General features: G+C 70.5%; 20 protein-coding genes and 1 pseudogene. 18 read left to right on the forward strand and 3 right to left on the reverse strand.

What is annotated here, in order from left to right:
• The first annotated feature begins 46 nt into the window (after positions 1 to 46).
• The 7 genes and pseudogenes from ACWEOI_RS17230 to ACWEOI_RS17260 all read left to right on the forward strand — a co-directional run bounded on the left by ACWEOI_RS17230 (position 47) and on the right by ACWEOI_RS17260 (position 6,101).
• Positions 47 to 1,384, forward strand: a complete 1,338-nt coding sequence (locus ACWEOI_RS17230; protein WP_452360229.1) for an MFS transporter — start codon at positions 47 to 49, stop codon at positions 1,382 to 1,384.
• Positions 1,385 to 1,408: 24 nt separating this feature from the next.
• Entirely contained in the window at positions 1,409 to 2,011 is a 603-nt protein-coding gene (locus ACWEOI_RS17235) for an RBBP9/YdeN family alpha/beta hydrolase (RefSeq protein WP_452360230.1), read from the forward strand.
• Positions 2,008 to 2,772, forward strand: coding sequence for a CoA transferase subunit A (locus ACWEOI_RS17240; protein WP_452360231.1), 765 nt, complete (start codon positions 2,008 to 2,010; stop codon positions 2,770 to 2,772). The genes ACWEOI_RS17235 and ACWEOI_RS17240 overlap by 4 nt, the downstream gene beginning before the upstream one ends.
• A gap of 1 nt (position 2,773) precedes the next feature.
• On the forward strand, positions 2,774 to 3,430 hold the full coding sequence (locus ACWEOI_RS17245) for a 3-oxoacid CoA-transferase subunit B (protein ID WP_379098111.1): 657 nt from the start codon (positions 2,774 to 2,776) through the stop codon (positions 3,428 to 3,430).
• Between the two features lie 18 nt (positions 3,431 to 3,448).
• Positions 3,449 to 4,814: pseudogene (locus tag ACWEOI_RS17250) on the forward strand (AMP-binding protein).
• Positions 4,815 to 4,856: 42 nt separating this feature from the next.
• The gene (locus ACWEOI_RS17255) at positions 4,857 to 5,615 is read left to right on the forward strand and encodes a hypothetical protein (RefSeq protein WP_452360232.1); all 759 of its coding nucleotides are present in this window, start codon (positions 4,857 to 4,859) and stop codon (positions 5,613 to 5,615) included.
• A 27-nt stretch (positions 5,616 to 5,642) separates the two neighbouring features.
• Positions 5,643 to 6,101 (forward strand): COG4315 family predicted lipoprotein, encoded by a 459-nt coding sequence (locus ACWEOI_RS17260; protein WP_452360233.1) that lies wholly within the window; start codon positions 5,643 to 5,645, stop codon positions 6,099 to 6,101.
• A 71-nt stretch (positions 6,102 to 6,172) separates the two neighbouring features.
• Here ACWEOI_RS17260 and ACWEOI_RS17265 read toward each other — a convergent pair whose 3' ends face one another.
• The 3 genes from ACWEOI_RS17265 to ACWEOI_RS17275 form a co-directional block, all read right to left on the reverse strand.
• Complete coding sequence (locus tag ACWEOI_RS17265) at positions 6,173 to 6,823, reverse strand: dihydrofolate reductase family protein (protein ID WP_452360234.1); 651 nt, start codon at positions 6,821 to 6,823, stop codon at positions 6,173 to 6,175.
• Positions 6,824 to 6,914: 91 nt separating this feature from the next.
• Positions 6,915 to 7,787: an alpha/beta fold hydrolase gene (locus tag ACWEOI_RS17270; RefSeq protein ID WP_452360235.1), complete on the reverse strand. Its 873-nt coding sequence runs from the start codon at positions 7,785 to 7,787 to the stop codon at positions 6,915 to 6,917.
• Positions 7,788 to 7,891: 104 nt separating this feature from the next.
• Entirely contained in the window at positions 7,892 to 8,920 is a 1,029-nt protein-coding gene (locus ACWEOI_RS17275; RefSeq protein WP_433672848.1) for a heme o synthase, read from the reverse strand.
• A gap of 278 nt (positions 8,921 to 9,198) precedes the next feature.
• Here ACWEOI_RS17275 and tkt point away from each other — a divergent pair, with 278 nt between their 5' ends.
• From tkt to ACWEOI_RS17330, 11 genes are all read left to right on the forward strand, one after another.
• Complete coding sequence (gene tkt / locus ACWEOI_RS17280) at positions 9,199 to 11,340, forward strand: transketolase (protein WP_433672847.1); 2,142 nt, start codon at positions 9,199 to 9,201, stop codon at positions 11,338 to 11,340.
• Positions 11,341 to 11,345: 5 nt separating this feature from the next.
• Positions 11,346 to 12,476 carry a transaldolase gene (tal, locus tag ACWEOI_RS17285; protein ID WP_433672846.1) on the forward strand — a complete coding sequence of 377 codons (1,131 nt, stop codon included), beginning with the start codon at positions 11,346 to 11,348 and terminating at the stop codon, positions 12,474 to 12,476.
• A 29-nt stretch (positions 12,477 to 12,505) separates the two neighbouring features.
• A complete protein-coding gene (gene zwf, locus ACWEOI_RS17290) occupies positions 12,506 to 14,041 on the forward strand; it encodes a glucose-6-phosphate dehydrogenase (RefSeq protein ID WP_433673339.1) in 1,536 nt (511 codons plus the stop codon).
• A gap of 25 nt (positions 14,042 to 14,066) precedes the next feature.
• Positions 14,067 to 14,975 carry a glucose-6-phosphate dehydrogenase assembly protein OpcA gene (gene opcA / locus ACWEOI_RS17295; RefSeq protein WP_452360236.1) on the forward strand — a complete coding sequence of 303 codons (909 nt, stop codon included), beginning with the start codon at positions 14,067 to 14,069 and terminating at the stop codon, positions 14,973 to 14,975.
• Positions 14,968 to 15,702 carry a 6-phosphogluconolactonase gene (gene pgl / locus ACWEOI_RS17300; RefSeq protein ID WP_433672844.1) on the forward strand — a complete coding sequence of 245 codons (735 nt, stop codon included), beginning with the start codon at positions 14,968 to 14,970 and terminating at the stop codon, positions 15,700 to 15,702. Before opcA ends, pgl begins: the two co-directional genes overlap by 8 nt.
• Before the next feature lie 195 nt (positions 15,703 to 15,897).
• On the forward strand, positions 15,898 to 16,707 hold the full coding sequence (locus tag ACWEOI_RS17305) for a hypothetical protein (protein WP_433672843.1): 810 nt from the start codon (positions 15,898 to 15,900) through the stop codon (positions 16,705 to 16,707).
• 65 nt (positions 16,708 to 16,772) lie between these two features.
• The gene (locus tag ACWEOI_RS17310; protein WP_452360237.1) at positions 16,773 to 19,688 is read left to right on the forward strand and encodes a BTAD domain-containing putative transcriptional regulator; all 2,916 of its coding nucleotides are present in this window, start codon (positions 16,773 to 16,775) and stop codon (positions 19,686 to 19,688) included.
• A gap of 52 nt (positions 19,689 to 19,740) precedes the next feature.
• Complete coding sequence (locus tag ACWEOI_RS17315; RefSeq protein ID WP_452360238.1) at positions 19,741 to 20,397, forward strand: hypothetical protein; 657 nt, start codon at positions 19,741 to 19,743, stop codon at positions 20,395 to 20,397.
• A 71-nt stretch (positions 20,398 to 20,468) separates the two neighbouring features.
• Complete coding sequence (locus ACWEOI_RS17320) at positions 20,469 to 22,949, forward strand: BTAD domain-containing putative transcriptional regulator (RefSeq protein ID WP_452360239.1); 2,481 nt, start codon at positions 20,469 to 20,471, stop codon at positions 22,947 to 22,949.
• A 53-nt stretch (positions 22,950 to 23,002) separates the two neighbouring features.
• Positions 23,003 to 24,427 (forward strand): FAD-binding oxidoreductase, encoded by a 1,425-nt coding sequence (locus ACWEOI_RS17325; protein ID WP_452360240.1) that lies wholly within the window; start codon positions 23,003 to 23,005, stop codon positions 24,425 to 24,427.
• Between the two features lie 161 nt (positions 24,428 to 24,588).
• Positions 24,589 to 25,752, forward strand: a complete 1,164-nt coding sequence (locus tag ACWEOI_RS17330; RefSeq protein ID WP_452360241.1) for a lactate 2-monooxygenase — start codon at positions 24,589 to 24,591, stop codon at positions 25,750 to 25,752.
• The last annotated feature ends 2 nt before the right edge of the window (positions 25,753 to 25,754 follow it).

The following is a 25,754-nucleotide window of genomic DNA, read 5'->3' on the forward strand; positions in this document are numbered from 1 at the left end:
GGCCCGCCGCACCCCGTCTCGGCGCGCCGGATTCGTAGGAGCATCAATGGAGTTGCACCCCACCGCGGACCCGGCGCCCGGCCTCGCCGACGCCCCGGTCCCGGCTCACACCCCCGCGCCCGCTGCCCGCAGCCGCTATCCATGGCTGGTGTTCGCGCTGGCCTTCGGGCTGCTGCTGGCCGACTACATGTCCCGGCAGGTCCTCAGCGCGGTCTTTCCGTTCCTGAAAACCGAATGGGCGCTATCGGATTCCCGGCTGGCATCACTGACCAGCGTCGTGGCCCTGATGGTCGGGATCCTCACCCTGCCACTGTCGATCCTGGCCGATCGCTGGGGACGCGTGCGCAGCCTGGTCCTGATGGCCGTGCTGTGGAGCGCGGCGACCCTGCTGTGCGCGCTCGCCACCGGGTACGGGCAGATGCTCGGAGCTCGCTTCCTGGTCGGTGTCGGCGAGGCCGCCTACGGCAGCGTCGGCATCGCCGTGGTGCTCAGCGTGTTCACCCCGCGAGTGCACGCCGCCCTCAGCGGCGCGTTCATGGCCGGCGGTTCGTTCGGATCGGTGCTCGGCGTCGGGCTGGGCGGCGTCATCGCCGTGCACCTGGGCTGGCGGTGGTCCTTCGCCGCCATGGCCATCGCGGGCCTCATCCTGGCGGTGGCGTTCCGCGCCCTGGTCACCGAGGCGAAGCTGGCCCAGCACGCAGCTGACCAGGATCACCGGCCCGGGCAGCCCGGGCACGGCTACCGGGCGCCGGTATCGACGCTGTTCACCAATCCGGCGGTGCTGTGCGCCTACGTGGGCAGCGCGCTGCAGATCTTCACCGCGGCGGTCCTGCTGGCGTGGATGCCGAGTTTCATCAACCGCTCCTACGGTCTGGCCCCGGACCGGGCGGGCGCGGTCGCCGCGGTGTTCTCGCTGCTCATCGGCACCGGCATGATCGTCTGCGGCGTGATCACCGACCGTGTCGGCCGCCGCGACCTGACGCGGAAGTGGAGCGCCGCCATGGTGTTCTGCGCCATCTCGCTGCTGTGCCTGGGCGTCGGTTTCGGGATCGGCACCGGGCCGGTGCAATTGGCGCTGGTCGGGATCGGCGCCTTCTTCTCCGGCGGCTCCTCCGGTCCCACCGCGGCCATGGTCGCCAACCTCACCCATCCTTCGGTGCGGGCCTCGGCGCTGGGCACCCTCACCCTCGCCAACAGCTTGCTCGGGCTGGCGCTGGGCCCCTTCGTCGTCGGCGTCCTGGCCGATCACCTGGGACTGACGGTCGCATTGCGGCTGGCCCCGCTCGCCTACCTGGCCGCCCTCGCCGCTCTGATGCTGGGCAAACGCGCCTATCCGGCGGGGCTGCGCCGACTGGCCGTCCTCGAGCCCGCGCGCTCGGTCTGATCTCGAAAGGAACTGCCACCCACCATGAATGACGCCAACGAACCCACCATCGTGATCGTGCCCGGCCTGCGCGACCATGTGCCCGACCACTGGCAGACGCGCCTCGCCGAACGCCTGACGCGGGTGCGCACGGTCCCGCCGCTCGAGCACGACACCCTCTCGCGCGCAGCCCGGGTCGCCGCACTCGACGCCGTGATCGCCGAGATCGACGGCCCGGTGGTGCTGGTCGCCCACAGTGCCGGCGTGATGATCGCCGTACACTGGACGCAACAAGCCACCCGACCCGTGCGCGGCGCGCTGCTGGCCGCACCCCCCGATTTCGAAACACCACTGCCACCGGGATATCCGGACACGGGCGAACTCGACGCCGCCGGATGGAATCCGATTCCGTGGCGACGGCTGCCATTCCCCAGCACCGTGGCCGCCTCCACCACCGACCCGCTCGCGTCCTTCCGGCGGGTGGCGGGAATGGCCGAAGCGTGGGGCAGCCGCCTGGTGGATCTCGGGGACGTGGGTCACCTCAACCCCGCCTCCGGCTACGGCTATTGGCCACGCGCGGAAGAACTCCTGCGGGAACTGATCGACGCCACCGCGGTCTCGACGCCGGGTGCGGGGGTCGCGCGGTGAGCAAGATCGTCGCCTCCGCGGCCGCGGCGGTCGCCGACATCGCGTCCGGATCGTGTCTGGCGGTCGGCGGGTTCGGGCTGTGCGGGATTCCTGACGTGCTGATCGAGGCGCTGGCCGCGACCGCGGTCACCGACCTGGAGATCATCTCCAACAACTGTGGCACGGACCGGTACGGGCTGGGAATTCTGCTGGCCGACAGGAAGATCCGCCGTATCACCGCCTCCTATGTGGGCGAGAACGGCGAGTTCGCCCGCCAATATCTGGCCGGCGAGCTCAAGGTCGAGCTGACGCCGCAGGGCACGCTGGCCGAGAAATTGCGGGCCGGCGGCGCCGGAATCCCGGCGTTCTTCACCCCGGCCGGGGTCGGCACCCCGATCTCCGAAGGCGGTCTGCCGTGGCGGTACGCCGTCGACGGATCGGTGGCCGTGGCCTCGCCGCCCAAGGAGGTCAGGGCCTTCGGCGGGCACCGGGATCAGCGGCGCTACGTGCTCGAGGAAGCCCTCACCGCCGACTACGCGCTGATCCACGCGCTCATCGGCGATACCGACGGCAATCTGGTGTTCGACAAGGCCGCCCGCAACTTCAATCCACTGGCGGCCGCGGCCGGTCGCGTCTGCATCGCCCAGGTCGAAAATCTCGTTCCCGCCGGCGAACTCGACCCGGACCGGATTCACCTGCCCGGGATCTTCGTCGACCGCATCGTGCACACCGGACCGCAAACCAAGCGCATCGAGAAGCGCACCGTCGCCCAGGAGCATTGACATGAGTACTGCCACCACGGTTCTCGGCTGGTCCCGCACCGCCATGGCCGCCCGCGCCGCGCGGGAACTGCGACCCGGCGAATACGTCAACCTCGGCATCGGACTGCCGACCCTGATCCCCAACCACATGCCCGACGGGGTGCACGTCACCCTGCACTCGGAGAACGGCATCCTCGGCACCGGCCCCTACCCGCACGAGACAGCGATCGACGCCGACCTGATCAATGCCGGGAAGGAGACCGTGACCGTCGTCGCGGGGGCGTCCTTCTTCGATTCGGCGACCAGCTTCGGCATGATCCGCGGCGGCCACATCGACACCGCCGTGCTGGGTGGCATGCAGGTCTCGGCCACCGGCGATCTGGCGAACTGGATGGTGCCCGGCCACCTGGTGAAAGGCATGGGCGGCGCGATGGACCTCGTCCACGGCGCCCGCCGGGTCATCGTGCTCATGGAGCACACCGACAAGACCGGCGCATCGAAGATCGTGCCCCGCTGCACTCTTCCGCTCACCGGTGCGGCGGTCGTGCACCGCATCATCACCGATCTGGCCGTCATCGACGTCACCGCCACCGGGCTGGTCCTGCGCGAATGCGCACCCGGCGTGACCGAATCCGATGTCCGCGCGGCCACGGCCGCCCCGCTGACCACTGCGGCCTGACCGCTCCGAGAGGTTCCTGTGCTCAATCTCGCTGTACTCCTGGAGGATTCGGCACGCCGGTATCCCGGCGTCGATGCCGTCGTGGGTGACCTCGAGCGGCTGACCTATGCCGAACTCGACGCACGCGCCAACCAGGTCGCCCACCTGCTGACCGCCCGCGGAATCCAGCCGGGCGACAAGGTCGCGCTCTCGTGCCCGAATCTGCCGGAGTTCGTGATCTGCTATTACGGGATCGTCAAAGCGGGCGCGGTGGTGGTGCCGCTCAATATCCTGCTGCGTCCCCGCGAAATCGCCTACCACCTCGACGATTCCGAAGCGGCGCTGTATCTCTGCTTCGAAGGCACGGCCGAACTGCCGATGGGCGAATACGGCTGGGCGGGATTCCAGCAGGCGCCGGACTGCCGGCACATGGTCCTGATCACGGCTGATCCGCGGGCCCGATCGCCGTACCCGGGTGTCGACATCTTCGCGCGGGCCGTCGCGGAACTACCGGGGAGGTTCGGTACCGTCGCCCGCCGCCCCGAGGACACCGCGGTCATCCTCTACACCAGCGGAACCACCGGCCGACCCAAGGGCGCAGAGCTCACCCACGCCAATATGGTGATGAACGCCCTGACCGCGAACCGGCTCTTCGACAATCGGCCCGACCGGCGCGACAGCCATCTGGTCACCCTGCCGCTGTTCCATTCCTTCGGCCAGACCATCCATATGAACGCCGGGCTGTCGGTCGGGTCCACGCTGGTACTCATGCCGCGATTCGACGCGGCCGCGGCACTACGGGTACTGGCCGACGAACGCGTCACCTTCTTCGCCGGTGTGCCGACGATGTACTGGGGGCTGCTGCGGGCGCTGGACGACACCGTCGACGTCGGCCGTATCGCCGCCACCCTGCGCAAGGCCGTCTCCGGCGGCGCGGCGCTGCCGGTCGAGACCACGACGCGCTTCGCGCAGCGATTCGGCGTGCCCATCCTCGAGGGGTACGGGCTGTCCGAGACCTCACCGTTGGCGTTGTTCGCCGATCCGGAGCGCGATTCCCGGCCCGGATCGATCGGAATTCCCGTGTGGGGCATCGAAGTCCGGCTCATCGACCCGGAATGGAACACCGTCGCCGACGCCGGTGAGATCGGCGAGATCGCGGTGCGCGGCCGCCGTCATCGGCATCCCCGACGAGCATTACGGCGAGGAGATCAAGGCCTGCGTCATCCCCGAACCCGGGGCCGCGGTCACCGCGGACGAGCTGATCGACTGGTGCCGGGAACAGCTGGCCGCCTACAAGTATCCGCGCGTCGTCGAATTCACCGCCACGCTGCCGATGACCGCCAGCGGCAAGATCCTCAAACGCGAACTCGCCCGAGCCCACAACCGGATCACCGTCTCTCGGTGAGACCGGAAATCCCGTACCGATGATGAGGAAACAGGAATGAAGATGAGGAACACTGCCGTGACAGCGGCGCTCGCGGCCTCGACGCTGGTCGCCACCGCCGTCACCGCCCACGCGGCACCGATGGACGAGACTCCCTCCACCGCAGTGCATTACGAGGTGACCCGGGCCGGAGACTCCGCCGTCCTGACCGTCGCCGGCGGCACCGTACGGCAGCTCGACCAGCAGCTCGCCGTCCTCGACCGCGACAATCGGTTGATCGCCGCCATCCCCTTGACCTACCGGGTCGATGACACCGCCTACCCGATCACCGCCCGCATCGACGGCACCACCGCGACGCTGACCCCGTCGAAGGACAACCCCCAGCACGTCACGCCGGTGGCCGCCGCCGACGTCGTGACCGCCGATCGGGCGGCGGCACAGATCGCCGAATCCTTCACTCCCCGTGACGCGCAAGCACTGGGCGCGTTCGCTCAGCGCGCCGCCATCGGCGCGGCGGTCAGTGCCGTGCTCGGCGCCGTCCTCGGCGCGGGCGTGGGCTGCCTGGTCGGCGCGGCCGCCGGAGCCGTCCTGAGCAGCCCCGTGATCGCATTGCTGGTGCCGTTCGTCGGCGCGACCATCGCCGGGTGCGTACTCGGCATGGCCACCCTCGGCGCCGTCGGCTCGATGGGCGGCGTCGTGGTGGCGGGCGGCCCCATCACCCTGTTCTCCGCCATCCAGTACTTCTCGACCATCCTCGCTCCGTGTCCGCCCGAACTGCCCTACTGCAAGGACCCCGCTCAGCCCGCGCCGCCGGCCAACTAGTCCGCGCCACAACTCAGGAGCTCCCCGATGACAATCCGGTATGCGACGTTCACCCTCGTCCTCGCCTGTCTCGCCACGGCCACCGCCTGCTCGTCCGGCGACACCCCGACCCCGCCCGCATCCGTCCCCCCGACGCCCGCCGCGCCGGCCTCGATCGGCGTGACGTCGTCGGCGGGTCGAGATATGTTGACAGACAAGGCGGGTAAGTCCCTCTACGTCTTCGCGAAGGACACCCCCGGCACCTCGGCGTGCGTCGGCGAGTGCCTCACCAAATGGCCCGCACTACCGGGACCGGTCATCGCCGGCCCGGGTGTCACCGCGGGCCTGATCACCACCCTCACCCGCCCGGACGGGACCACCCAGGCCGCCTACGCGGGCAAGCCCCTCTACTATTTCGCCGCCGACTCCGCCCCCGGCGACACCCGCGGTCAGGGCCTGATGGGCGCCTGGCACCTGATCGCACCCGACGGCCAACCCGTGCCCTGACCACCCGCACGACGTGACCCGGTGGTCCGAGAACGCCTATACGGGAAGGGGTTCCAGCAAACCGCCCGCCCTCAGGACGCTTCCGCTCGGGTGAACCACAGGTGGGTGACGGCTCCGGTGCTGAGCATGTCGGCGAGGCGGTAGCCGGGGAGGGTGCCGAGGTCGTCGTAGAGGCGCTCGCCGGAGCCGAGGAGGACCGGGACTATCGCCAAGTGCAGGTCGTCGATCAGACCCGCGGCGAGGAAGCGGCGGACCGTGCTGACGCCGCCGCCGAGGCGGACGTCTCGGCCGGCGGCGGACTCGAAGGCTTGCTTCAGGACGGCTTCGGGGGTGTCGGCGACGAAGTGGAAAGTGGTGCCGCCCTTCATCGGGAGGGCGGGGCGGGGGTGGTGGGTCATGACGAAGGTGTCGTGGCGGTAGGGCGGGGTGTCGCCCCACCAGCCGGTCCAGGAGTGATCGGGCCATTCGCCGCGGACGGGGCCGAACATGTTGCGGCCCATGATGGTGGCGCCGATATTGTGGTCACCGGCGGCGAGGATGTCGTTGTCGGGGCCCGGATCGCCGCCGGGTTCACCCATCATGTCGCGGCCGTAGCGAGTGCGGAAGACCCAGTCGTGGAGGCGTTCACCGCCGATGCCCAGCGGGGCATCGGCGCTCTGGTCGCAGCCGGCGGCGTAGCCGTCGAGGGAGACCGCGAAATTGTGGACGCGAAGTTTCGGCATGGCGCGAGCCTCTCGAGAGTGTGAGGGCGGCGTGTTCCGCCCTCACCTTCTCATCGATCGGCGGACGGCCGGATCGACACGCGGTGGATCGCTATCCCTGGTTCTCGTCGAGCAGTTCGCGCAAGCGGTGGGCGAAACGCTCGGGTTGTCCGGGGTAGCCGGAGTCGGCGCTGGTGAAACCACCGTGGTGGCTGGGGAAGACGGCCGGGGCCGAACCGAGCAGGGCCGCGGTGGCCTCGGCGGTGCGGGCGGTGAACGTGCCCGCGGATTCCTCGCCGACCGCGATGACGACGCGGGTGGGCGCGGCCCGCAGCGCGGCGACGTCGGGGACGTAGCCCGTGATCGCCCAGGACGCGTCGGACAGCAGCGGGTCGTCGCGGGTGCCGTCGTCCTCGGTGGGCATGCCGAACATCGCCGGATCCGCCGGGGGCTGGGCGAAGTAGGCGTCGGTGAATTCGCCCTGCCAGGAGGTCAGGGCGATGAACGCGGCCATGCCCGCGAACGAGCCCTTCGCCTGGTAGGCGTCGCGGACCTGGGCCTGGGCGCGGGCGGCGGCCTCGGCGTCGGGCAGCACGGTGATGATCGGGGGCTCGTGCGCGACGAGCGTGGTCACCTCGCCGGGATGGGCGGTGACCAGGGCCAGGGCGGTGACCGCGCCGCCGCTGCTGGCGAACAGATCCACCGGGCCCACCTGCAGGGCGGTGAGCAGGGCGTGGAGGTCCTCGGCCTGGACGGTCGGCGAGTTGTCGGAGCGCCCGTCCGTGCGGACGCTGCGGCCGAGCCCGCGCGGGTCGTAGGTGATCACGGTGCGATCCGGGAAATACGCTGCCAGCGCTGCGAAACCCTCCGCGGTCATGGGCTGGCCGATCATCAGCAGCGGCCGGCGCGTGCTCTCGGCCGGGGCGGGGCCCAGCAGATCGTAGGCGAGGTCGGCGTCGGGCAGGGCCAGAACGTGTTCGGTCATCAGGCGGTCGTTCCTCTCGGGCGAGGGCGGCGGGTCCGCCCTACCTTCTCATCGAACGACGACAGCCTGAATCGACACGCGTGCCCGGATCGGGCCGGAAACGATCAGGACCAGCCGAAGAGGGTGTGGCCGACGGTGTTCCAGCCGAGCACCGAGTCCACCGCCAGACCGCAGAACACGACGGCCAGATAGTTGTTGGACTGCAGGAACAGTCGCAGCGGCTTGACCGATTCGCCCTTGCGGACACCGGAGTACAGCTGGTGCGCCATCAGCAGGAACCACGCGCCCGCGACCAGCGCGGTCGCGGCGTAGATCACACCCGCCGCGGGGACCAGGGCGAAGGTGGCCAGCACGGTCGCCCAGGTGTAGAGGACGATCTGCCGGGTGACGGTCTGCTCGGTGGCCACGACCGGGAGCATCGGGACGCCCGCGGCCTTGTAGTCCTCCTTGTACCGCATGGCCAGCGCCCAGGTGTGCGGCGGCGTCCAGAAGAAGATGACCAGGAACAGCACGATGGCGGGCCAGCCGATAGTGCCGGTGACCGCGGACCAGCCGACCAGGGCGGGCATGCAGCCCGCCGCGCCGCCCCACACCACGTTCTGCGAGGTGCGGCGCTTGAGGCCGAGGGTGTAGACGAAGACGTAGAACAGGATGGTCGCCACGACCAGCGCGCCGGAGAGCAGGTTGGCCTGCCACCACAGCCAGGCGAACGACGCCAGGCCGAGGGTGACGCCGAACACGAACGCGTTGCGGGTGGGGACGGCCTCGCGGGCCAGCGGACGCTTGGAGGTCCGCTTCATCACCTTGTCGATGTCGGCGTCGGCGACACAGTTGAGGGTGTTGGCGCTGGCCGCGCCCATCCAGCCGCCGAACAGGGTGACCAGGATCAGGCGGATGTCGACATCGCCGCGGTCCGCCAGCAGCATGGTGGGAATCGTTGCGACGAGCAGCAATTCGATGACCCGGGGCTTGGTGAGCGCGATGTAGGCCAGGACTCGCCTGGTCGCCGCCGAAATCGGGCCGCTGCCCGTGACACGGTCGGCGAGCACCGCCCCGGAGGAGCCGTGAGCGCCACCCGGCTGTTGCCCAATCCCCACTGTTTCTCCTCGCACGCCGTGACTACTACAGAGCATGGTAGACCCACGCCGACCATGCTCCCGACCAGGTCCACCTCGACGCGCACCGAGACCGGTTCGCGACGCGTACACCGGGTAGTCACGAACAGGTCCGCGAAACGCCACGAACCAACGACACGGCCGACGGGGATTGCGGGTTCCCGTTCGAGCACGAAACGCCGCCCTTTAGGGTGGTTGTAGATCGGTGCGGCCGCGTCGCACCCGGATCGAACGCAGCGAATCCCCCGCCGCCCACAACCGCATCGTTTGACGAGAAGGTCAGGAGAACCTCGGTCGTGTCAGTCACAGACGACATCCGCGCGCTCACTCAGCCGAACCACCCCACCGACTGGACCGATCTGGATACCAGAGCCGTCGACACGGCCCGGGTCCTCGCCGCCGATGCGGTCCAGAACGCCGGCAACGGCCACCCGGGCACCGCCATGAGCCTCGCCCCGCTGGCCTACACCCTGTTCCAGCGCGTGATGCGCCTGGATCCGGCCGATCCGGCATGGGTGGGTCGTGACCGTTTCGTCCTGTCGTGCGGCCACTCCAGCCTCACCCTCTACATCCAGCTGTACCTGGCCGGCATGGGCCTCGAGCTGACCGACCTCGAGCACCTGCGCAAGTGGGGTTCGCTGACCCCGGGCCACCCGGAGTACCGCCACACCGACCACGTCGAGATCACCACCGGCCCGCTGGGCCAGGGTCTGGCGTCGGCGGTCGGCATGGCGATGGCGTCGCGGCGTGAACGCGGCCTGTTCGATCCCGAAGCCGCGCAGGGCGAGAGTGCGTTCGATCACTTCATCTATGTCGTCGCCTCCGACGGTGACATGGAGGAGGGCGTCACCTCCGAGGCGTCCTCGCTGGCGGGCACCCAGCAGCTGGGCAACCTGGTCGTCTTCTACGACGACAACAGGATCTCCATCGAGGACGACACCCGCATCGCGTTCACCGAGGACGTGGCCGCGCGCTACGAGGCCTACGGCTGGCACGTGCAGACCGTCGAGGGCGGCGAGAACGTCACCGCCATCGAGGAAGCCATCGCCGCCGCGCAGGCCGTGACCGACAAGCCGTCGATCATCCTGCTGCGCACCATCATCGGCTTCCCGGCCCCGAACAAGATGAACACCGGTTCCTCGCACGGCGCCGCGCTGGGCGCCGACGAGGTCGCGGCCACCAAGAAGATCCTGGGCTTCGACCCGGAGAAGAGCTTCGACGTGGACGCCGCCGTGATCGCGCACTCGCGCGGCAATGTCGCCGACCGCGGCAAGGCCGCCCGCGCGGCCTGGCAGGAGCAGTACGAGGCGTGGGCCGCCGCGAACCCCGACAACAAGGCGCTGTTCGACCGCCTGCAGGAGCGTCGCCTGCCCGAAGGCTGGACCGAGACCCTGCCAGAGCACGAGCCGGGCAAGGCCATGGCGACCCGTAAGGCGTCCGGCGCGGTGCTCGCGGCGCTGGCCCCGGTGCTGCCGGAGCTGTGGGGCGGTTCGGCCGACCTCGCCGAGTCCAACAACACCACCATGCCGGGTGCGGCGTCCTTCGGCCCGGAGTCCATCTCCACCGGCGCGTGGAAGGCCAACCCGTACGGCCGGACCCTGCACTTCGGTGTGCGTGAGCACGCCATGGGCTCGATCCTGAACGGCATCGCCCTGCACGGACCGACCCGTCCGTACGGCGGCACCTTCCTGGTGTTCTCCGACTACATGCGTCCCGCGGTGCGCCTGGGCGCGCTCATGCGCACCCCGGTCACCTACGTGTGGACCCACGACTCCATCGGCCTGGGCGAGGACGGCCCCACCCACCAGCCGATCGAGCACCTGGCCGCGCTGCGCGCCATCCCCGGCCTGAACGTGGTCCGCCCGGGTGACGCCAACGAGACCACCTACGCCTGGCGCACCATCCTGGAACGCGATAGCGCCGAACGGCATTCGCACTTCCTGGTCTCCGAGCCGCCGCACCAGGACGGCCCGTCCGCACTGGCGCTGACCCGCCAGGACCTGCCGATCCAGGAGGGCACCAGCTACGAGGGCGTCCGCAAGGGCGGCTACATCCTGGCCGAATCCTCCACCGGCACACCGCAGGTAATCCTGATCGCCACCGGTTCGGAACTGCAGCTCGCGGTCGACGCGCGCGCTACGCTCGAGGCACAGGGCATCGGCACCCGCGTGGTGTCCATGCCGTGTGTGGAGTGGTTCGACGCGCAGGAGCAGTCCTACCGCGACGAGGTGCTGCCGCCGTCGGTGCGGGCCCGCGTCTCGGTGGAGGCCGGCATCGCGATGCCGTGGCACCGTTTCACCGGCGACGCCGGTGAGAACGTCTCCATCGAGCACTTCGGTGCCTCGGCCGACTTCAAGACGCTGTTCCGCGAGTTCGGCATCACCGCTGATGCCGTGGTCGCCGCTGCCACCCGCTCGCTCGCCAAGGTGAAGGGATAGTTGTCATGACCCAGAACTCGAACACCGCGGCCCTGTCGGCCGCCGGGGTTTCGGTGTGGCTGGACGACCTGTCGCGCGATCGCATCAAGTCCGGAAATCTCCAGGGACTGATCGACTCTCGCAATGTCGTCGGCGTCACCACCAACCCGACCATCTTCCAGGGCGCGCTGTCGAAGGGCCACGCCTACGACGAGCAGGTCACCGAGCTCGCCGCCCGCGGCGCGGACGTCGACTCGGCCATCCGCACCATCACCACCGATGACGTGCGCGCGGCATGCGACGTGTTCGCCGACGTCTTCGCCGCGTCCAAGGGCGTCGACGGCCGCGTCTCCATCGAGGTCGACCCGCGCCTGGCCTTCGACACCGACGGCACGGTGGCCCAGGCCATCGAGCTGTGGAAGATCGTGGACCGGCCCAACCTGTTCATCAAGATCCCGGCGACCGAGGCCGGCCTCCCGGCCATCACCCGGGTCATCTCCGAGGGCATCAGCGTGAACGTGACGCTGATCTTCTCGGTGCAGCGCTACATCGCGGTGATGGGCGCCTACCTCGACGGTCTGCGCAACGCCACCACCGCCGGGCACGACATCGCCAAGGTCCAGTCCGTCGCCTCGTTCTTCGTCTCCCGCGTGGACACCGAGATCGACAAGCGGCTCGAGGCCATCGGCACCCCGGAGGCGCTGGCGCTGCGCGGCAAGGCCGGAATCGCCAACGCGCACTTGGCCTATGCCGCCTACCAGGACATCTTCGACGGCGGCAAGCACACCGACGTGTTCAACAAGCTGTCGTCGCAGGGCGCCAACAAGCAGCGCGCGCTGTGGGCCTCGACCGGTGTGAAGAACCCCGAGTACTCCGACACCATGTACGTGACCGAGCTGGTCGCCCCCGACACCGTGAACACGCTGCCGGAGAAGACCCTCGAGGCCGTCGCCGACCACGGCGTGATCGTGCCGAACGCGGCTGTCGGCAAGGCGGAGCAGGCACAGGCGGTCTTCGACCAGCTGGTCGCGGTGGGCATCGACCTGGACGACGTGTTCGGTGTGCTCGAGACCGAGGGCGTCGACAAGTTCGTCGCCTCCTGGCAGGAACTGCTCGTCGCCACCACCGAAAAGCTGCAGGTCGCGGGAGGCAACTGACCGTGGCTCGCGCGGCGACGACGGTCGCGATGCCCAACCCGCTGCGCGATGATCGCGACAGCCGGGTGCCCCGCATCGCCGGACCGTGCAACGTGGTGATATTCGGCGTTACCGGTGACCTGTCGCGGCGCAAAGTGCTGCCGGCCATCTACGATCTGGCGAACCGGGGGCTGCTGCCCCCGGGCTTCTCGCTGATCGGCTTCGCGCGCCGGGACTGGACCGACGAGGACTTCGCGAACCTGGTTCACGAGTCCGTGTCGTCCTCGGCGCGCACCCCCTTCCGCGAGGAGGTGTGGCAGCAGCTCAAGGAGGGTCTGCGTTTCGTCCGCGGCACGTTCGAGGACGACGCGGCCTTCCACAAGCTGGCCACCACCCTCAAGGATCTGGACCGGGATCGCGGGACGGGCGGCAATACCGCCTTCTACCTGTCGATCCCGCCCAGCGACTTCCCCATCGTGCTGGAACAGCTGTCCAAGAACGGGCTGGCCAAACCGACCGATTCCCCTGCGGGGCAACCGGAACCGTGGCGGCGAGTGGTGATCGAGAAGCCGTTCGGGCACGACCTGAACAGCGCGCAGGAACTCAACGAGCTGGTCAACACGGTGTTCCCGGAGCGGTCGGTGTTCCGCATCGACCACTACCTGGGCAAGGAGACCGTCCAGAACATTCTGGCGCTGCGCTTCGCCAACCAGCTGTGGGATCCGATCTGGAACGCCAACTATGTGGACCACGTGCAGATCACCATGGCCGAGGACATCGGCCTGGGTGGTCGCGCGGGGTACTACGACGGAATCGGCGCTGCCCGCGACGTCATCCAGAACCACCTGCTGCAGCTGCTGGCGCTGACGGCCATGGAAGAGCCCGTGAGCTTCCAGCCCAAGCAGTTGCAGATCGAGAAGATCAAGGTGCTCTCGGCGACGAAACTCGTTGCGCCACTGGACGAGACGACCGCACGCGGCCAGTACACGGCGGGCTGGCAGGGCAGCGAGCCGGTGGTGGGCCTGTTGCAGGAGGAGGGCTTCGACCCCAACTCCCGCACCGAGACCTACGCCGCCATCACCCTGTCCGTGGCGACCCGCCGCTGGGCGGGCGTGCCGTTCTACCTGCGCACCGGCAAACGCCTGGGGCGGCGCGTCACCGAGATCGCGGTGGTGTTCAAACGCGCCCCGCACCTGCCCTTCGACCAGACCATGACCGAGGAACTCGGGCAGAACGCGCTGGTCATCCGGGTGCAGCCGGACGAGGGCATCACCATGCGATTCGGGTCCAAGGTGCCCGGATCGTCCATGGAGGTGCGCGACGTGAACATGGACTTCAGCTACGGCGAGGCGTTCACCGAGGACTCCCCCGAGGCCTACGAGCGGCTCATCCTGGACGTGCTGCTCGGGGTGCCGTCGCTGTTCCCGGTCAACGAGGAGGTCGAATTGTCCTGGCGCATCCTCGATCCCGCGCTCGAACACTGGGCCGCGACCGGCAAACCCGACCCGTACGAGGCGGGCGGCTGGGGTCCGGAATCCGCCGACGAGATGCTCGCGCGCAGCGGGCGGGAATGGCGGCGGCCGTGACCACACCCACCCAGGAGCCCGCCCGATGATCATCGACATGCCCGACACCGACACCCGCGAGGTGTCGAAACGCCTTGTGCAACTGCGGGAATCCAATGGCGTGGTCACCATGGGCCGGGTGCTCACCCTGGTGGTGTGCACCCTCGACAGCTCCGAGGCCGAGGACGCCATCGACGCCGCCAACGACGCCAGCCGCGAACACCCCTGCCGGGTGATCGTGCTGGCCCGCGGCGACCGCATGGCCCAGACGCGGCTGGACGCGCAGATCCGCGTGGGCGGCGACGCGGGCGCGGCCGAGGTGATCGTGCTGCGGCTGCAGGGCGATCTGGTGCCGCACGAGGCCAGCGTGGTGATCCCGTTCCTGCTGCCCGACACCCCCGTGGTGGCGTGGTGGCCGCGGGGCGCGCCGGAGTTCCCGTCCAAGGATTCGGTGGGCCGCCTGGCGACCCGCCGCATCACCGACGCCACCTTCGCGGCCGATCCGCAGGCCACCATCAAGGGTCGCCGGCACTCCTACGCGACCGGCGACACCGATCTGGCGTGGAGCCGGGTCACCTACTGGCGGGCGCTGCTGGCGGCGGCGCTCGACGAGGCCCCGTTCGAAACCGTTGAGTCGGTGACGATCTCGGGTCTGAAGGAAGAGCCGGCGCTGGACATGCTGGCGGGCTGGCTGGCCGCGCGGCTGGACTGCCCGGTGGTGCGCCGTACCGGCGAGCTGAAGGTGGAGATGCGTCGGCCCTCGGTGTCGATCGCCATTTCCCGCCCGCAGCACGGCCGCACCGCGACCTTGTCCCGCACCGGCGAGCCCGACCAGCGTTTCGCGCTGGCGCGCCGCGAGACCAAGGACTGCCTGGCCGAGGAACTGCGTCACCTCGACGCCGACGACATCTACGCCGAGGCCCTCACCGGAATCGAAAGGGTGACCTATGAGTAAGCCCGCCGTCGAAACCTTCACCACCGTCGACGATCTGGTGATGGCCGCGGCCGCCCGCTTCGTCGCGCAGGTGGTGGAGGCGCAGCGTCTGCGCGGCTCCGCCTCGGTGGTCCTGACCGGCGGCGGCACCGGCATCGCGCTGCTGGAACTGGTGCGCAAGGCCCCCGGCGACATCGACTGGGGCAAGGTCGACATCTTCTGGGGCGACGAGCGTTTCGTGCCCACCGGCGACCCGGAGCGCAACGAACTCCAGGCCCGCCACGCGCTGCTCGACCACGTCCCGGTCGACCCGGCCCGGGTGCATCCGACCGAGACCTCGAGCGGCGACTACCCGGACCCGCTCGAGGCCGCGGGCGAGTACTCGGCCACCGTGCACGCGCACCTGGCCGAGCACGGCGCGTTCGACCTGCACCTGCTCGGGATGGGCGGGGAAGGGCACATCAACTCGCTGTTCCCGCACACCGACGCCACCCGCGAAGAGCACGAGCTGGTCGTCGCGGAGACCCATTCGCCCAAGCCGCCGGCCGTGCGCATCACGCTGACGCTGCCCGCGATCCGCAAGTCGCGCCACGTCATGCTGATCGTGTCCGGTGAGGCCAAGGCGGCCGCGGTGGCCGCCGCCCTCAACGGGGCGTCGCCGCTCGACATCCCGGCGGCGGGTGCGATCGGCACCGAGTCCACCACCTGGCTGCTGGACGAGACCGCCGCGGTGGACCTGCCGCACTAGTTCCATCGAACGGCGGGCCCGGATCGATCGATCCGGGCCCGCCGTTCGTCGTCTCCGCCGAAATCCCGGCCCCGTGCGACGCACGGCGTCCCCGCATGCCCTGATCACCCGAACCGTTGTAAACGGGTAGCCGACTACTCGCGATTAGCTGGTAGGACGCTTCTAGCGTCGAATCCGCGCCGAAAGGTTCGGCGCATGGAGGGGAACGCCATGATCGACATCATCACCCTGCGCGGCACCGGGGAGCAGCGCAATTCCGACGGAACACCGGCGGGCATGCTGCACGATGTCACCAAGCTGCTGGACACGAGCAAGTTCAGCGCGTTCGAACCGGACTGGCCCGCCGAGATCGGCCCGGTGCCCAGCACCTGGGGCTCCTCGCTGGACACCTCGGTGCGGCTCGGGGTCGCGGCCGGGGTCAAGGCCATCCAGGATTCGCCGAATGTGTGCGGCCTGCTGAGCTATTCGCTGGGCGGGATCGTGGCCAGCACGATCCTGCAGGGTGTGCGCGCGGGCGTCTACACCAATGTCGACGGGTCGCCGCTCGAGATCGCGTTCACGGTGAACATCGCCAACCCCATGCGCCGCAAGGGCCAGTCCGTGGGCGACCTGTGCCCGCCGCAGACCTACGGCCTGCACGGTCAGCGCGGCGCCTGGCCGGCGGGCTTGGACGTGCGCGAGTACGCCAACCCCAACGACATCATCACCTCCTCCCCCGGCGACTCCCCGCTGCGCGCCATCGACACCGCCATCTCGCCGTTCTCCCTCGTCGAGGGCGCGCGGATCGGCAACCTCACCCCGATGCTGTTCCACGAACTGCTGAACTTCCTGCTCCAGAACCCGGTCGCCAACCTGGACCGCTACACCGCCGCGATGCGCGGCCTGCTCGGGTACCTGACGCCCTGGCCCGACGGCGAGCACGTCCGGTATTCCGGCCACAACATGCCCGGCACGAACGTGCTGTGGACGACCCACGCGGCGGAGTACCTCAACGCCCACTACTGAACGCCCATCCACGACGCCGCGCGGGCGGCGGGATAGATTGCGAGAGAGTAGTAGCGAGGTGATTCGTGGGTGGTCCGCCGAGTGACGCCGAGGGGGTCGGCGTTCGGCCGGAAGTGTTGGTGAATGTGCTGGGTGGACTGGCCGCGACGGTGTCGGGGCGGCCGGTCGACCTGGGCGGGTTGCGGCAGCGGAGTCTGCTCGCGGCCCTGATCGCGGCCTATCCGCGGGAGGTGTCCGCGGACCGGCTACTCGAACAGGTGTGGCACGATGCGGCCGAACCCTCGGTCAGCTCACTGCATTTCGGGATCTCGAAGCTGCGCGACCGGCTCGAACCCGAGCGGCGGCGCGGCGCCGAAGGGGTGATCGTGCGGTCCGGCACGCGGTACCAGCTGGCCCTGGACGCGGATCGGATCGACGCGCACCGCTTCGCCGGGCAGCTCGCCGACGCCGAATCAGCGTGCGCGGCAGGGGATTCCGCGGCCGGGCTGCGCGCCTACGAAACCGCGTTGAGCGAATGGAAGGGCGCGCCCTACGCCGATATCGCCGACGCCGATTTCGTGCGGCCGGAGATCGCGCGGCTGACCGGACTGGAACTGCGGGCCCGGAAAGCCTTGGTGGAGTTGCGACTCGACACCGGCCGGATCGAAGCGGCGCTCGCCGACGCCGAGGCGCTGGTGGCCGCGCATCCGCTCGACGAGCGGGTGTGGGAGCTCGCGGCGCTGGCCCGCTACCGCGCCGGGCGGCAGTCCGAGGCGCTGGCGGCATTGCGGGATGTACGGCGGCTGCTCGACACCGAACTCGGCATCGAGCCGGGCGTCGGGTTGCGCGAACTGGAAACCGCGATCCTGCGCCACGACGAGGAGCTGCTGCCCGCGTCGGCGGGCGCGGTCCAGGCCGTCACCCCGTTGATCGCGGCGACCTGCCCGATGCCGGCGCCGCGTACCCAATTGATCGGGCGCGCCGACGAACTCGACGAGATCTATCGCGCGGTGCGTGAGAGCCGGCTGGTGACCCTGGTCGGCACCGGCGGGGTCGGCAAGACCCGGCTGGCGGTGGAGACCTGCCGTCGCCTGCTTCGAACACCGGCGGCCGAGGATCAGTCGTGGTGGGTCGATCTGGCCCCCGTCGAATCCGACGACCTGGTCGCCGCCACCGTGGCCGCGGCCATGCAGGTGTGCGGCGCGAGTACGCCCGAACGGCTCGCCGACATCGTCGCGACGTGGGAATGCACGGTGCTGCTGGACAATTGCGAACACGTCCTCGACGGGGTCGCCGAGGTGGTGAACGTCCTGCTGACCCGCTGCCCCCGGGTCCGGATCATCGCCACCAGCCGTGAACCGCTCGCCCTCGACGGGGAGCGCGTCATCGACGTTCCGCCGCTGGACGAGTCCGAGGCCGTCCTGTTGTTCGCCGCGCGGGCCGCGGGCATGGTCGAGGGCTGGAGTCTCGAAGACCGTGTGCGCGAACCGGTTCGGCGCATCTGTGCCGACCTGGACGGCATCCCGCTCGCCGTGGAGTTGGCCGCGGCCCAGCTGCGGGTGCTGTCCGAGCAGCAGATCGCCGACGGCCTGGCCGACCGGTTCACGCTGCTCGAGGGAGGTTCGCGCACCGCGCCTGTGCGGCAGCGCCGCCTGGCCGACACCATCGACTGGAGTTATCGGCTACTCGATCCCGCCGAAGCGCAGCTGCTGCGCGATGTCTCGGTCTTCGCCGGGAGTTTCGACATCGACGCGGCGGCCGCCGTCCACGGGGCTACCTCGTCGATGGCCGTCCTGGCCCCGCTCACCGGTCTGGTGCGGCGGTCACTGTTGCGGGTGCAGCCCGCCTCGTCGCCGCGCCGGTACCGGCTGTTGCAGACGATTCGCGAATTCGCGCTCACCCGTTGCGAAGCCGGGGAGCTCGAGCGCGCCCGGGCCGCGCACCGGCAGTGCGTGCTGGAGCGGGCGCAGGCCGCGGCCGCGCATCTCCGCGACGCACGCTCGGCGCAGTCGATGGACACTCTCAACCGGGATGTCGCCGAACACCGCGCCGCCATCGCGTCCGCCTTCGCCGCCGGCGACCCCGCGTACGTGCTGCGGCTGGCGGCGGCGCTGTACTGGTTCTGGTATCGGCGCGGATTCATCGAGGAGGGCATTCCGGCCATCACGACGGCGCTCGCCTCGAGCGAACCGCCCGACCACGGCGTGGACGCCGCGACCCTGTCCCTCGCCCTGGGCGGACTGGGTGGGCTGCACTATCTTTCCGGCGATCCGGTGCGCGGCGTGGCGATGGCGGAGCGCGCGGCCGCCATCGCGAACACGGAAGGCGATCGCGACACGGCCACCTGGATGCGCACCTGGACCACCTATCTGCGCGCGGTGGCCGACCCCACGCGCGACACGGCCGCGGATGCCGCCATGGCCGTGGCCGTCGCCCGCCGCGACGGCCGCCCCTGGCAGCTGGCCGACGCGCTCATGGTGGAGGGCCGAATCCTGCGCTACGCCGATCGTCCCGTCGCGGCGCGCGCCGCCCTGACCGAGGCGATCGCGGTCGCCGAACGCTGCGGCCACCGCCTCACCGTCGCCTCGGCCTCCTGGACCCTGACCCGCTGTGCCCTCGAGGCCGACGACCACGCCGAAGCGCGAAGCGCCTTGCGCACCATGCACACCGCGGTCGAGCTCGACGGTGATGTCACCTCGTGGCTGGTGATGGCGCATCTCGCGGCGGCCCTGGCGACCCGCGCCGACCGCCCCGCCGACGGGGCCCGCCTGCTCGGCGCGGTCCGCGCCCTGGGCATCCGGATCGGATTCCAGCCCGAGGTGATGGACCCGATCGACGCCGCCCGCGAGGCCGCCGCCGTCGAGAACGCGCTGCCCCCGGCGGAATTCGAGGCGAGCCTGGCGGCGGGCGCGACCATGTCCCGCGACGAGGTGAATGTGCTGGTCGGCTCCATTCTCGGCGAGCCCGCGAGACTGCCGGGCAGGGCGCTAAGTTCGCGCTAAGCGGCAGGCATTCTGCTGGACGTCAACGACCCCGTCGAGTGACAGGAGCTTCATGTCCAGCGTCTGCGATCCGCCCGCGCCCATCGGTGCGCGTCCGCTTCCGGCCTATCGGGTCGCCGAGCGAGTGCGGGCGGCGGTCGCGGGCGCTGTGCCGACGCCGGGAGCCGACGCCTACCGGCACCCGGCCGCGGATGCCGCTCCCGCCGTCCGGGTCTCGGCCGGATCCGGCGCCCTCTACGCGGGCGGTCTCACCTATCGCGTCGAGGACTCGGGCATCGTGCTGCGGACCTGGCGGAGCTGGCTGGCGGCCGCGCCGCAGGGCGTCACCAGCTCCGTCGCGGTGCTGAACCTGCCCGCCGTCCCGGTCCTCCCGGCCTCGCTGCACGGGGCAACGGTCCTGCACCTGCGCTACGCCCACTCGGGAGATCCAGCCCGGGGCGCCGAGTTGCTCGCGCCGCTACGACAGGTGGCCACACCATTGCTGGACACCACGTGCATCCACCATGACCCGGCGCATCCGATGCCAGTCCCGGCCATCGATGCCTTCCTCGCGGCCGCGGCCGGGCAGCCGATCGATTTCGCGGAGATCCGGGCCCTGGGCGGGGCGATCGCCCGGCAGTCGCTGTCGCCCGGCATGATCGCCGGACGCCACGCGCTGGGCCATGCGCGCGGACTGATCGGCTACCCGGCGCCCGAGGCCGACGACTAGTCACGCGGCGGTGATGCGCTTCGCGGTTCTCACAGCGATAGATTGCCGAGTGAGAGCTAGTGAGGTGATTCGTGGGTGATCTTCCGGATGACGGCGAGGAGAACGGTGCGCGGCCGCAGGTGCGTCTACACGTCCTGGGCGGACTGGCGGCCACGGTCGAGGGACGGCCGGTCGATCTGGGCGGGCTGCGGCAGCGGAGTTTGCTGGCGGCATTGATCGCGGCATTCCCGCGGGAGGTGTCGGCGGATCGGCTGCTCGAGCAGGTGTGGCACGACGCCGTGGAACCGTCGGTGGGGTCACTGCATTTCGGGATCTCGAAGCTGCGCGATCGACTCGAGCCCGACCGGCGGCGCGGCGCGGCGGGCGTGATCGTCCGGTCCGCCACCAGCTACCAGTTGGATCGGGCCGCTGATCGGATCGACGCGCATCGCTTCACCGGGCACCTCGCGACGGCCGAAGCAGCCTGCGCCACCGGCGATTCCGCGACAGCGCTGCGGGCCTTCGAGGCTGCGCTCGACGAGTGGCGTGGCGCGCCGTACGCCGATATCGCCGATGCCGATTTCGTCCGGCCGGAGATCGCGCGGCTCACCGCGCTCGAGCTCCGGGCGCGAAAAGCGCTGGTGGAGTTGCGGATCGACACCGGCCACGCCGAAGCCGCGCTGCTCGACGCGGAGGCCTTGGCGGTGGCGCATCCGCTCGACGAACGCGTCTGGGAGTTGACGGCGCTGGCCCGCTACCGGGCCGGACGCCAATCCGACGCGCTGGCGGCACTGCGGGACATCCGCGATCGGCTCGACATCGAGCTGGGCATCGAACCCGGACTCCGGCTGCGGGAGCTCGAGACCGCCATCCTGCGCCACGACGAGGAGCTGCTGCGCGGATCGGAGGCCCCCGCCCGGGTTGCCGTCACCGTGCCCGAGACCGCGCCGGCCTGTCCCCTGCCGGTGCCGCGGACCCAATTGGTCGGCCGCACCGCCGAACTCGATGACATCGGCCGTGCCGTGCGCGCTGCCCGCCTGGTCACGCTGGTCGGCACGGGCGGTGTCGGCAAGACCCGGCTGGCCGTCGAGACCTGCCGGAGGCTGCCCCGGGTGGCGGGCTCCGGGGACGGGCCGTGGTGGGTCGATCTGGCCCCGGTCGAATCCGACGACCTGGTCGCCGCCACCATCGCCGAGTCGCTGCAGGTCCTGGGTGCGAGCACCCCCGATCGCCTCGCCGATATCGTCGCGAACCGGGAAGGCACACTGCTGCTGGACAATTGCGAGCACGTCCTCGACGGGGTCGCCCACGTGGTGCATACGCTGCTGATTCGATGCCCCGGCATCCGGGTCCTGGCCACCAGCCGCGAGCCGCTCGCGGTCGACGGCGAGCAGATCGTCGAGGTACCGCCGCTGGACGAGTCCGAGGCCGTCGAGCTGTTCGCCGCGCGGGCCGCGGGCGTGGTGGCGGGCTGGTCCTTGAACGAGTCGGTGCGCGAACCGGTCCGGCGGATCTGCGCCGAACTCGACGGCATCCCCCTCGCGGTGGAATTGGCCGCCGCCCAACTGCGGGTGCTGTCCGAGCAGCAGATCGCCGACGGCCTGGCCGACCGGTTCACGCTGCTCTCCGGAGGCGCCCGCACCGCGCCCGCGCGACAGCGCCGCCTCGCGGACACCATCGACTGGAGCTACCGGCTGCTCGACCGCGCCGAAGCCCGGCTGCTGCGCGATGTCGCGGTCTTCGCCGGAAGCTTCGACATCGACGCCGCCGCGGCCGTGCACGGCGTCTCGAATTCGATGGCCGTGCTGGAACCGCTGACCGGTCTGGTGCGCCGATCGCTGCTGCGGGTGCAGCCCGCGTCGTCGCCGCGCCGCTACCGGATGTTGCAGAGCATCCGCGAATTCGCGCTCGCCCGTTGCGAAGCCGACGAGCTGAACCGGGTGCGCGCGGCGCACCGCCGCTGCGTGCTGGACCGGGCCGAGGCCGCCGCGATCCATCTGCGGGACGCGCGCTCGGCGGAGCTGATGGACGCGCTCGGCGCGGATGTCGCCGAGCATCGGGCCGCTATCGCGTCCGCCTCGGCCGAGGAAGCACGGGCAGCACTGCGGGAGGCGGTCGCGGTCGCCGAACGCTGCGGGCACCGCTGGTCGGGGGCTTCCGCGTCGTGGACGCTGGCCCGCTGCGCACTGGACGCCGGTGACATCACCGACGCGCGGACCGCGTTGCGCACCATGCAGACCGCGCTGGAACGGGACGGGGACGTGACGTCGTGGCTGGTGATGGTGCAGCTGGCCGCGGCGCTCGCGGCCCGCAGCGGCCGTCCCGCGGACGGTGCGCGGATGCTCGGGGCGGTGCGCGCTCTGGGTGGGCGGATCGGGTTCCTGCCGGAGGTGATGGATCCGGTCGACGCGGTCCGCGAGGCAGCCGAGGTCCGGTCGGCGCTGTCGGAAGCCGAGTTCGAGGAACGCGTGGCGGCCGGCGCGACATTGACTCGCGCCGAGGTGAACGCCCTGGTCAGCGCCCTCTCCTCCGAGCCCGCCGGTGATGCTGGGCGACAGCTAAGTTCGCGATAAGCGTTGTGCGGTCTCCTGAATATCGATCAGCACCATCGACTTTCAGGAGCCTCATGTCCAGCGTCTTCGATCCGGCCGCGACGGCCGGTTTCGACCGACATCCGATTCCGGCCGCCACCGTCGTCGAACGCCTGCGCGCGGCCGTCGCCGGCGCCGTCCACACCCCCGGTGAGGACGGGTACCAGCGCTCGGCGGCCGGATTCAATGCCGCGATCGAGCACGCGGCCGCGGCCGTCGTGGTGGCCAGCAGCGCCGCCGACGTCGCGGCCACCGTGCGCGTCGCCGTCGAGTCCGGCTACACCGTCGCGGTGCGGGCGACCGGTCACGGGGTGCTGCCGACACCCGCGGACAGCATCCTCGTCGACACCACCCTGCTTCAGGCGATCTCGATCGACCGTGATCAGCGCACCGCGACCGTAGGCGCGGGCGTGCGCTGGCAGCAGGTCCTCGATGCCGCCGCCCCGTTCGGGCTGGCCGGGCTCGCCGGGTCCTCGACCAGCGTCGGCGTCGTCGGGTACACCCTCGGCGGCGGGCTGGGCCCGATCGCGCGCACCTACGGTTTCGCCGCCGACCATGTCACCGCCATGGAGGTGGTGACCGCCGACGCGACCCTGCGCCGCGTCACCCCCGACACCGAACCCGAACTGTTCCGGGCACTGCTGGGCGGCGGCGCGGCCTTCGGCATCGTCACCCAGATGACGTTCCGGCTCTTCCCGATCCACACCCTCTACGCCGGCAGCCTCACCTACCGCATCGAGGACGCGGCGGTCGTGCTGCGAGCCTGGCGGAACTGGCTGGCGGCCGCACCGGAGACGGTCACCAGTTCGGTCGCGATCCTGAATCTGCCGCCGCTGCCGGAGATTCCGGAGCCACTGCGCGGAGCCACGGTGCTGACCCTGCGCTACGCCCATGTCGGTGACGCCGCCGAGGGGGCCGCGCTGCTCGCCCCGCTGCGCCCGGTCGCCGCACCATTGATGGACACCGTCGCCGAAATGCCTTACACGGCTTTGGCTTCCATCCACAATGACCCGACCCATCCGATGCCCGCACTGGATCGGGGGACCTTGCTGCGGGAACTGCCGGACGCGGCCCTCGACGCCCTGCTCGGGGCGGTCGTGGGGGCGCCGATCAATATGGCCGAGATCCGGGTGTTCGGCGGCGCGATCGCGCGGGAGCCGCAGTCGCTCAACACGATCGCGGGCCGTCACGCGGCGTTCCAGGTCTTCGCGGTCGGCGTGCTGGCCCCGCCGATCGCCGATGTGGTCCCCGCCGCGCTCGATCGGGTGGCGACGGCACTGGACCGGTGGAGTCTGGACGCCGCCACGCCGAACTTCGGCCTGAACCCGCTCGGCGGGGCGTCCGACACCCTGACGGCCTGGACCGAGCCGCAGCGCGAACGCCTGGTCGACACGCGCCGCCGCTACGACCCGGCCGGGGTGTTCGCCCCGGCCGCGCGCTGGAACCTGCCGGTGCGCTGAGCTCCGGTTTCCGCGCCGAGCGCCGACGGGACCTGCCACTGGTCGAGAGACCCCGCGGGGTGTGGCAGGTCCCGCCGTCGCAACTTCTTACCCACCGGTAGGGTCTGCTGGCAGAATGACGGGGCGCTCCGGCGGCGGGTGCGTGAACAAGGAGGTTGCGCGTGGCATTCGGTGATTTTCAGAACGAGATCTACTTCAACGGGTTGCGCGGGGTGGTGCCGGCGATGCCGGTGAGCTACACGGATCTGGCCGAGCGGGCGCGGGCGGCGATGCCGCCGTCGGTGTACTCGTATGTGGCGGGCGGCGCGGGCGACGAGCGGACCCAGAACGCCAATGTGGCGGCGTTCGATCGGTGGGGTCTGATGCCGCGCATGCTCGTCGGGGCCAAAGAGCGCGACCTGTCCGTCGAGTTGTTCGGGAGCACCTGGGCCGCACCGGTTTTCATGGCGCCGGTCGGGGTGATCGGGTTGTGCGCGCAGGACGGGCACGGGGATCTGGCGACCGCGCGGGCGGCGGCGCGCACCGGCGTGCCGATGGTGGCGTCCACGCTGACGGTCGATCCGATGGAGGACGTCGCCGCCGAGTTCGGTGACACCCCCGGGTTCTTCCAGCTCTACACCCCCACCGACCGGGACCTGGCCGCGAGCCTCGTCGAGCGCGCCGAAAAGGCCGGATTCAAGGCCATCGTGGTCACCCTCGACACCTGGGTGACCGGGTGGCGGCCGCGCGACCTGTCGACCGGCAACCTCCCGCAGCTGCGCGGACACTGCCTGGCCAACTACTTCACCGACCCGGTGTTCCGGGCGAGCCTGGCCAAGTCGCCCGAGGAGGATCCGCAGACGGCGATCCTGCGCTGGATCCAGGTCTTCGGCAATCCGCTCACCTGGGCCGACCTGCCGTGGCTGCGGTCGCTGACCAAGCTGCCGCTGATCGTGAAGGGCATCGGTCATCCCGATGACGCGCGCCGCGCCAAGGATCTGGGCGTGGACGGCATCTACTGCTCCAATCACGGTGGCCGCCAGGCCAATGGCGGGCTCCCGGCCCTGGACATGCTGCCGGGCGTGGTGTCAGCCGCGGACGGGCTGCCCGTCCTGTTCGATTCCGGGGTCCGGTCGGGCGCGGACATCATCAAGGCCCTCGCGCTGGGCGCGTCGGCGGTCGGCATCGGGCGGCCCTACGCGTACGGGCTGGCGCTGGGCGGGGCGGACGGCATCGTGCACGTGCTGCGCACGTTGCTGGCCGAGGCGGATCTGATCATGGCGGTGGACGGGTATCCGACGCTGAAGGATCTGACGCCGGACGCCCTGCGGCCCGTCACGGTCTGAGC

It is taken from the genome of Nocardia sp. NPDC004340 (assembly GCF_053602575.1).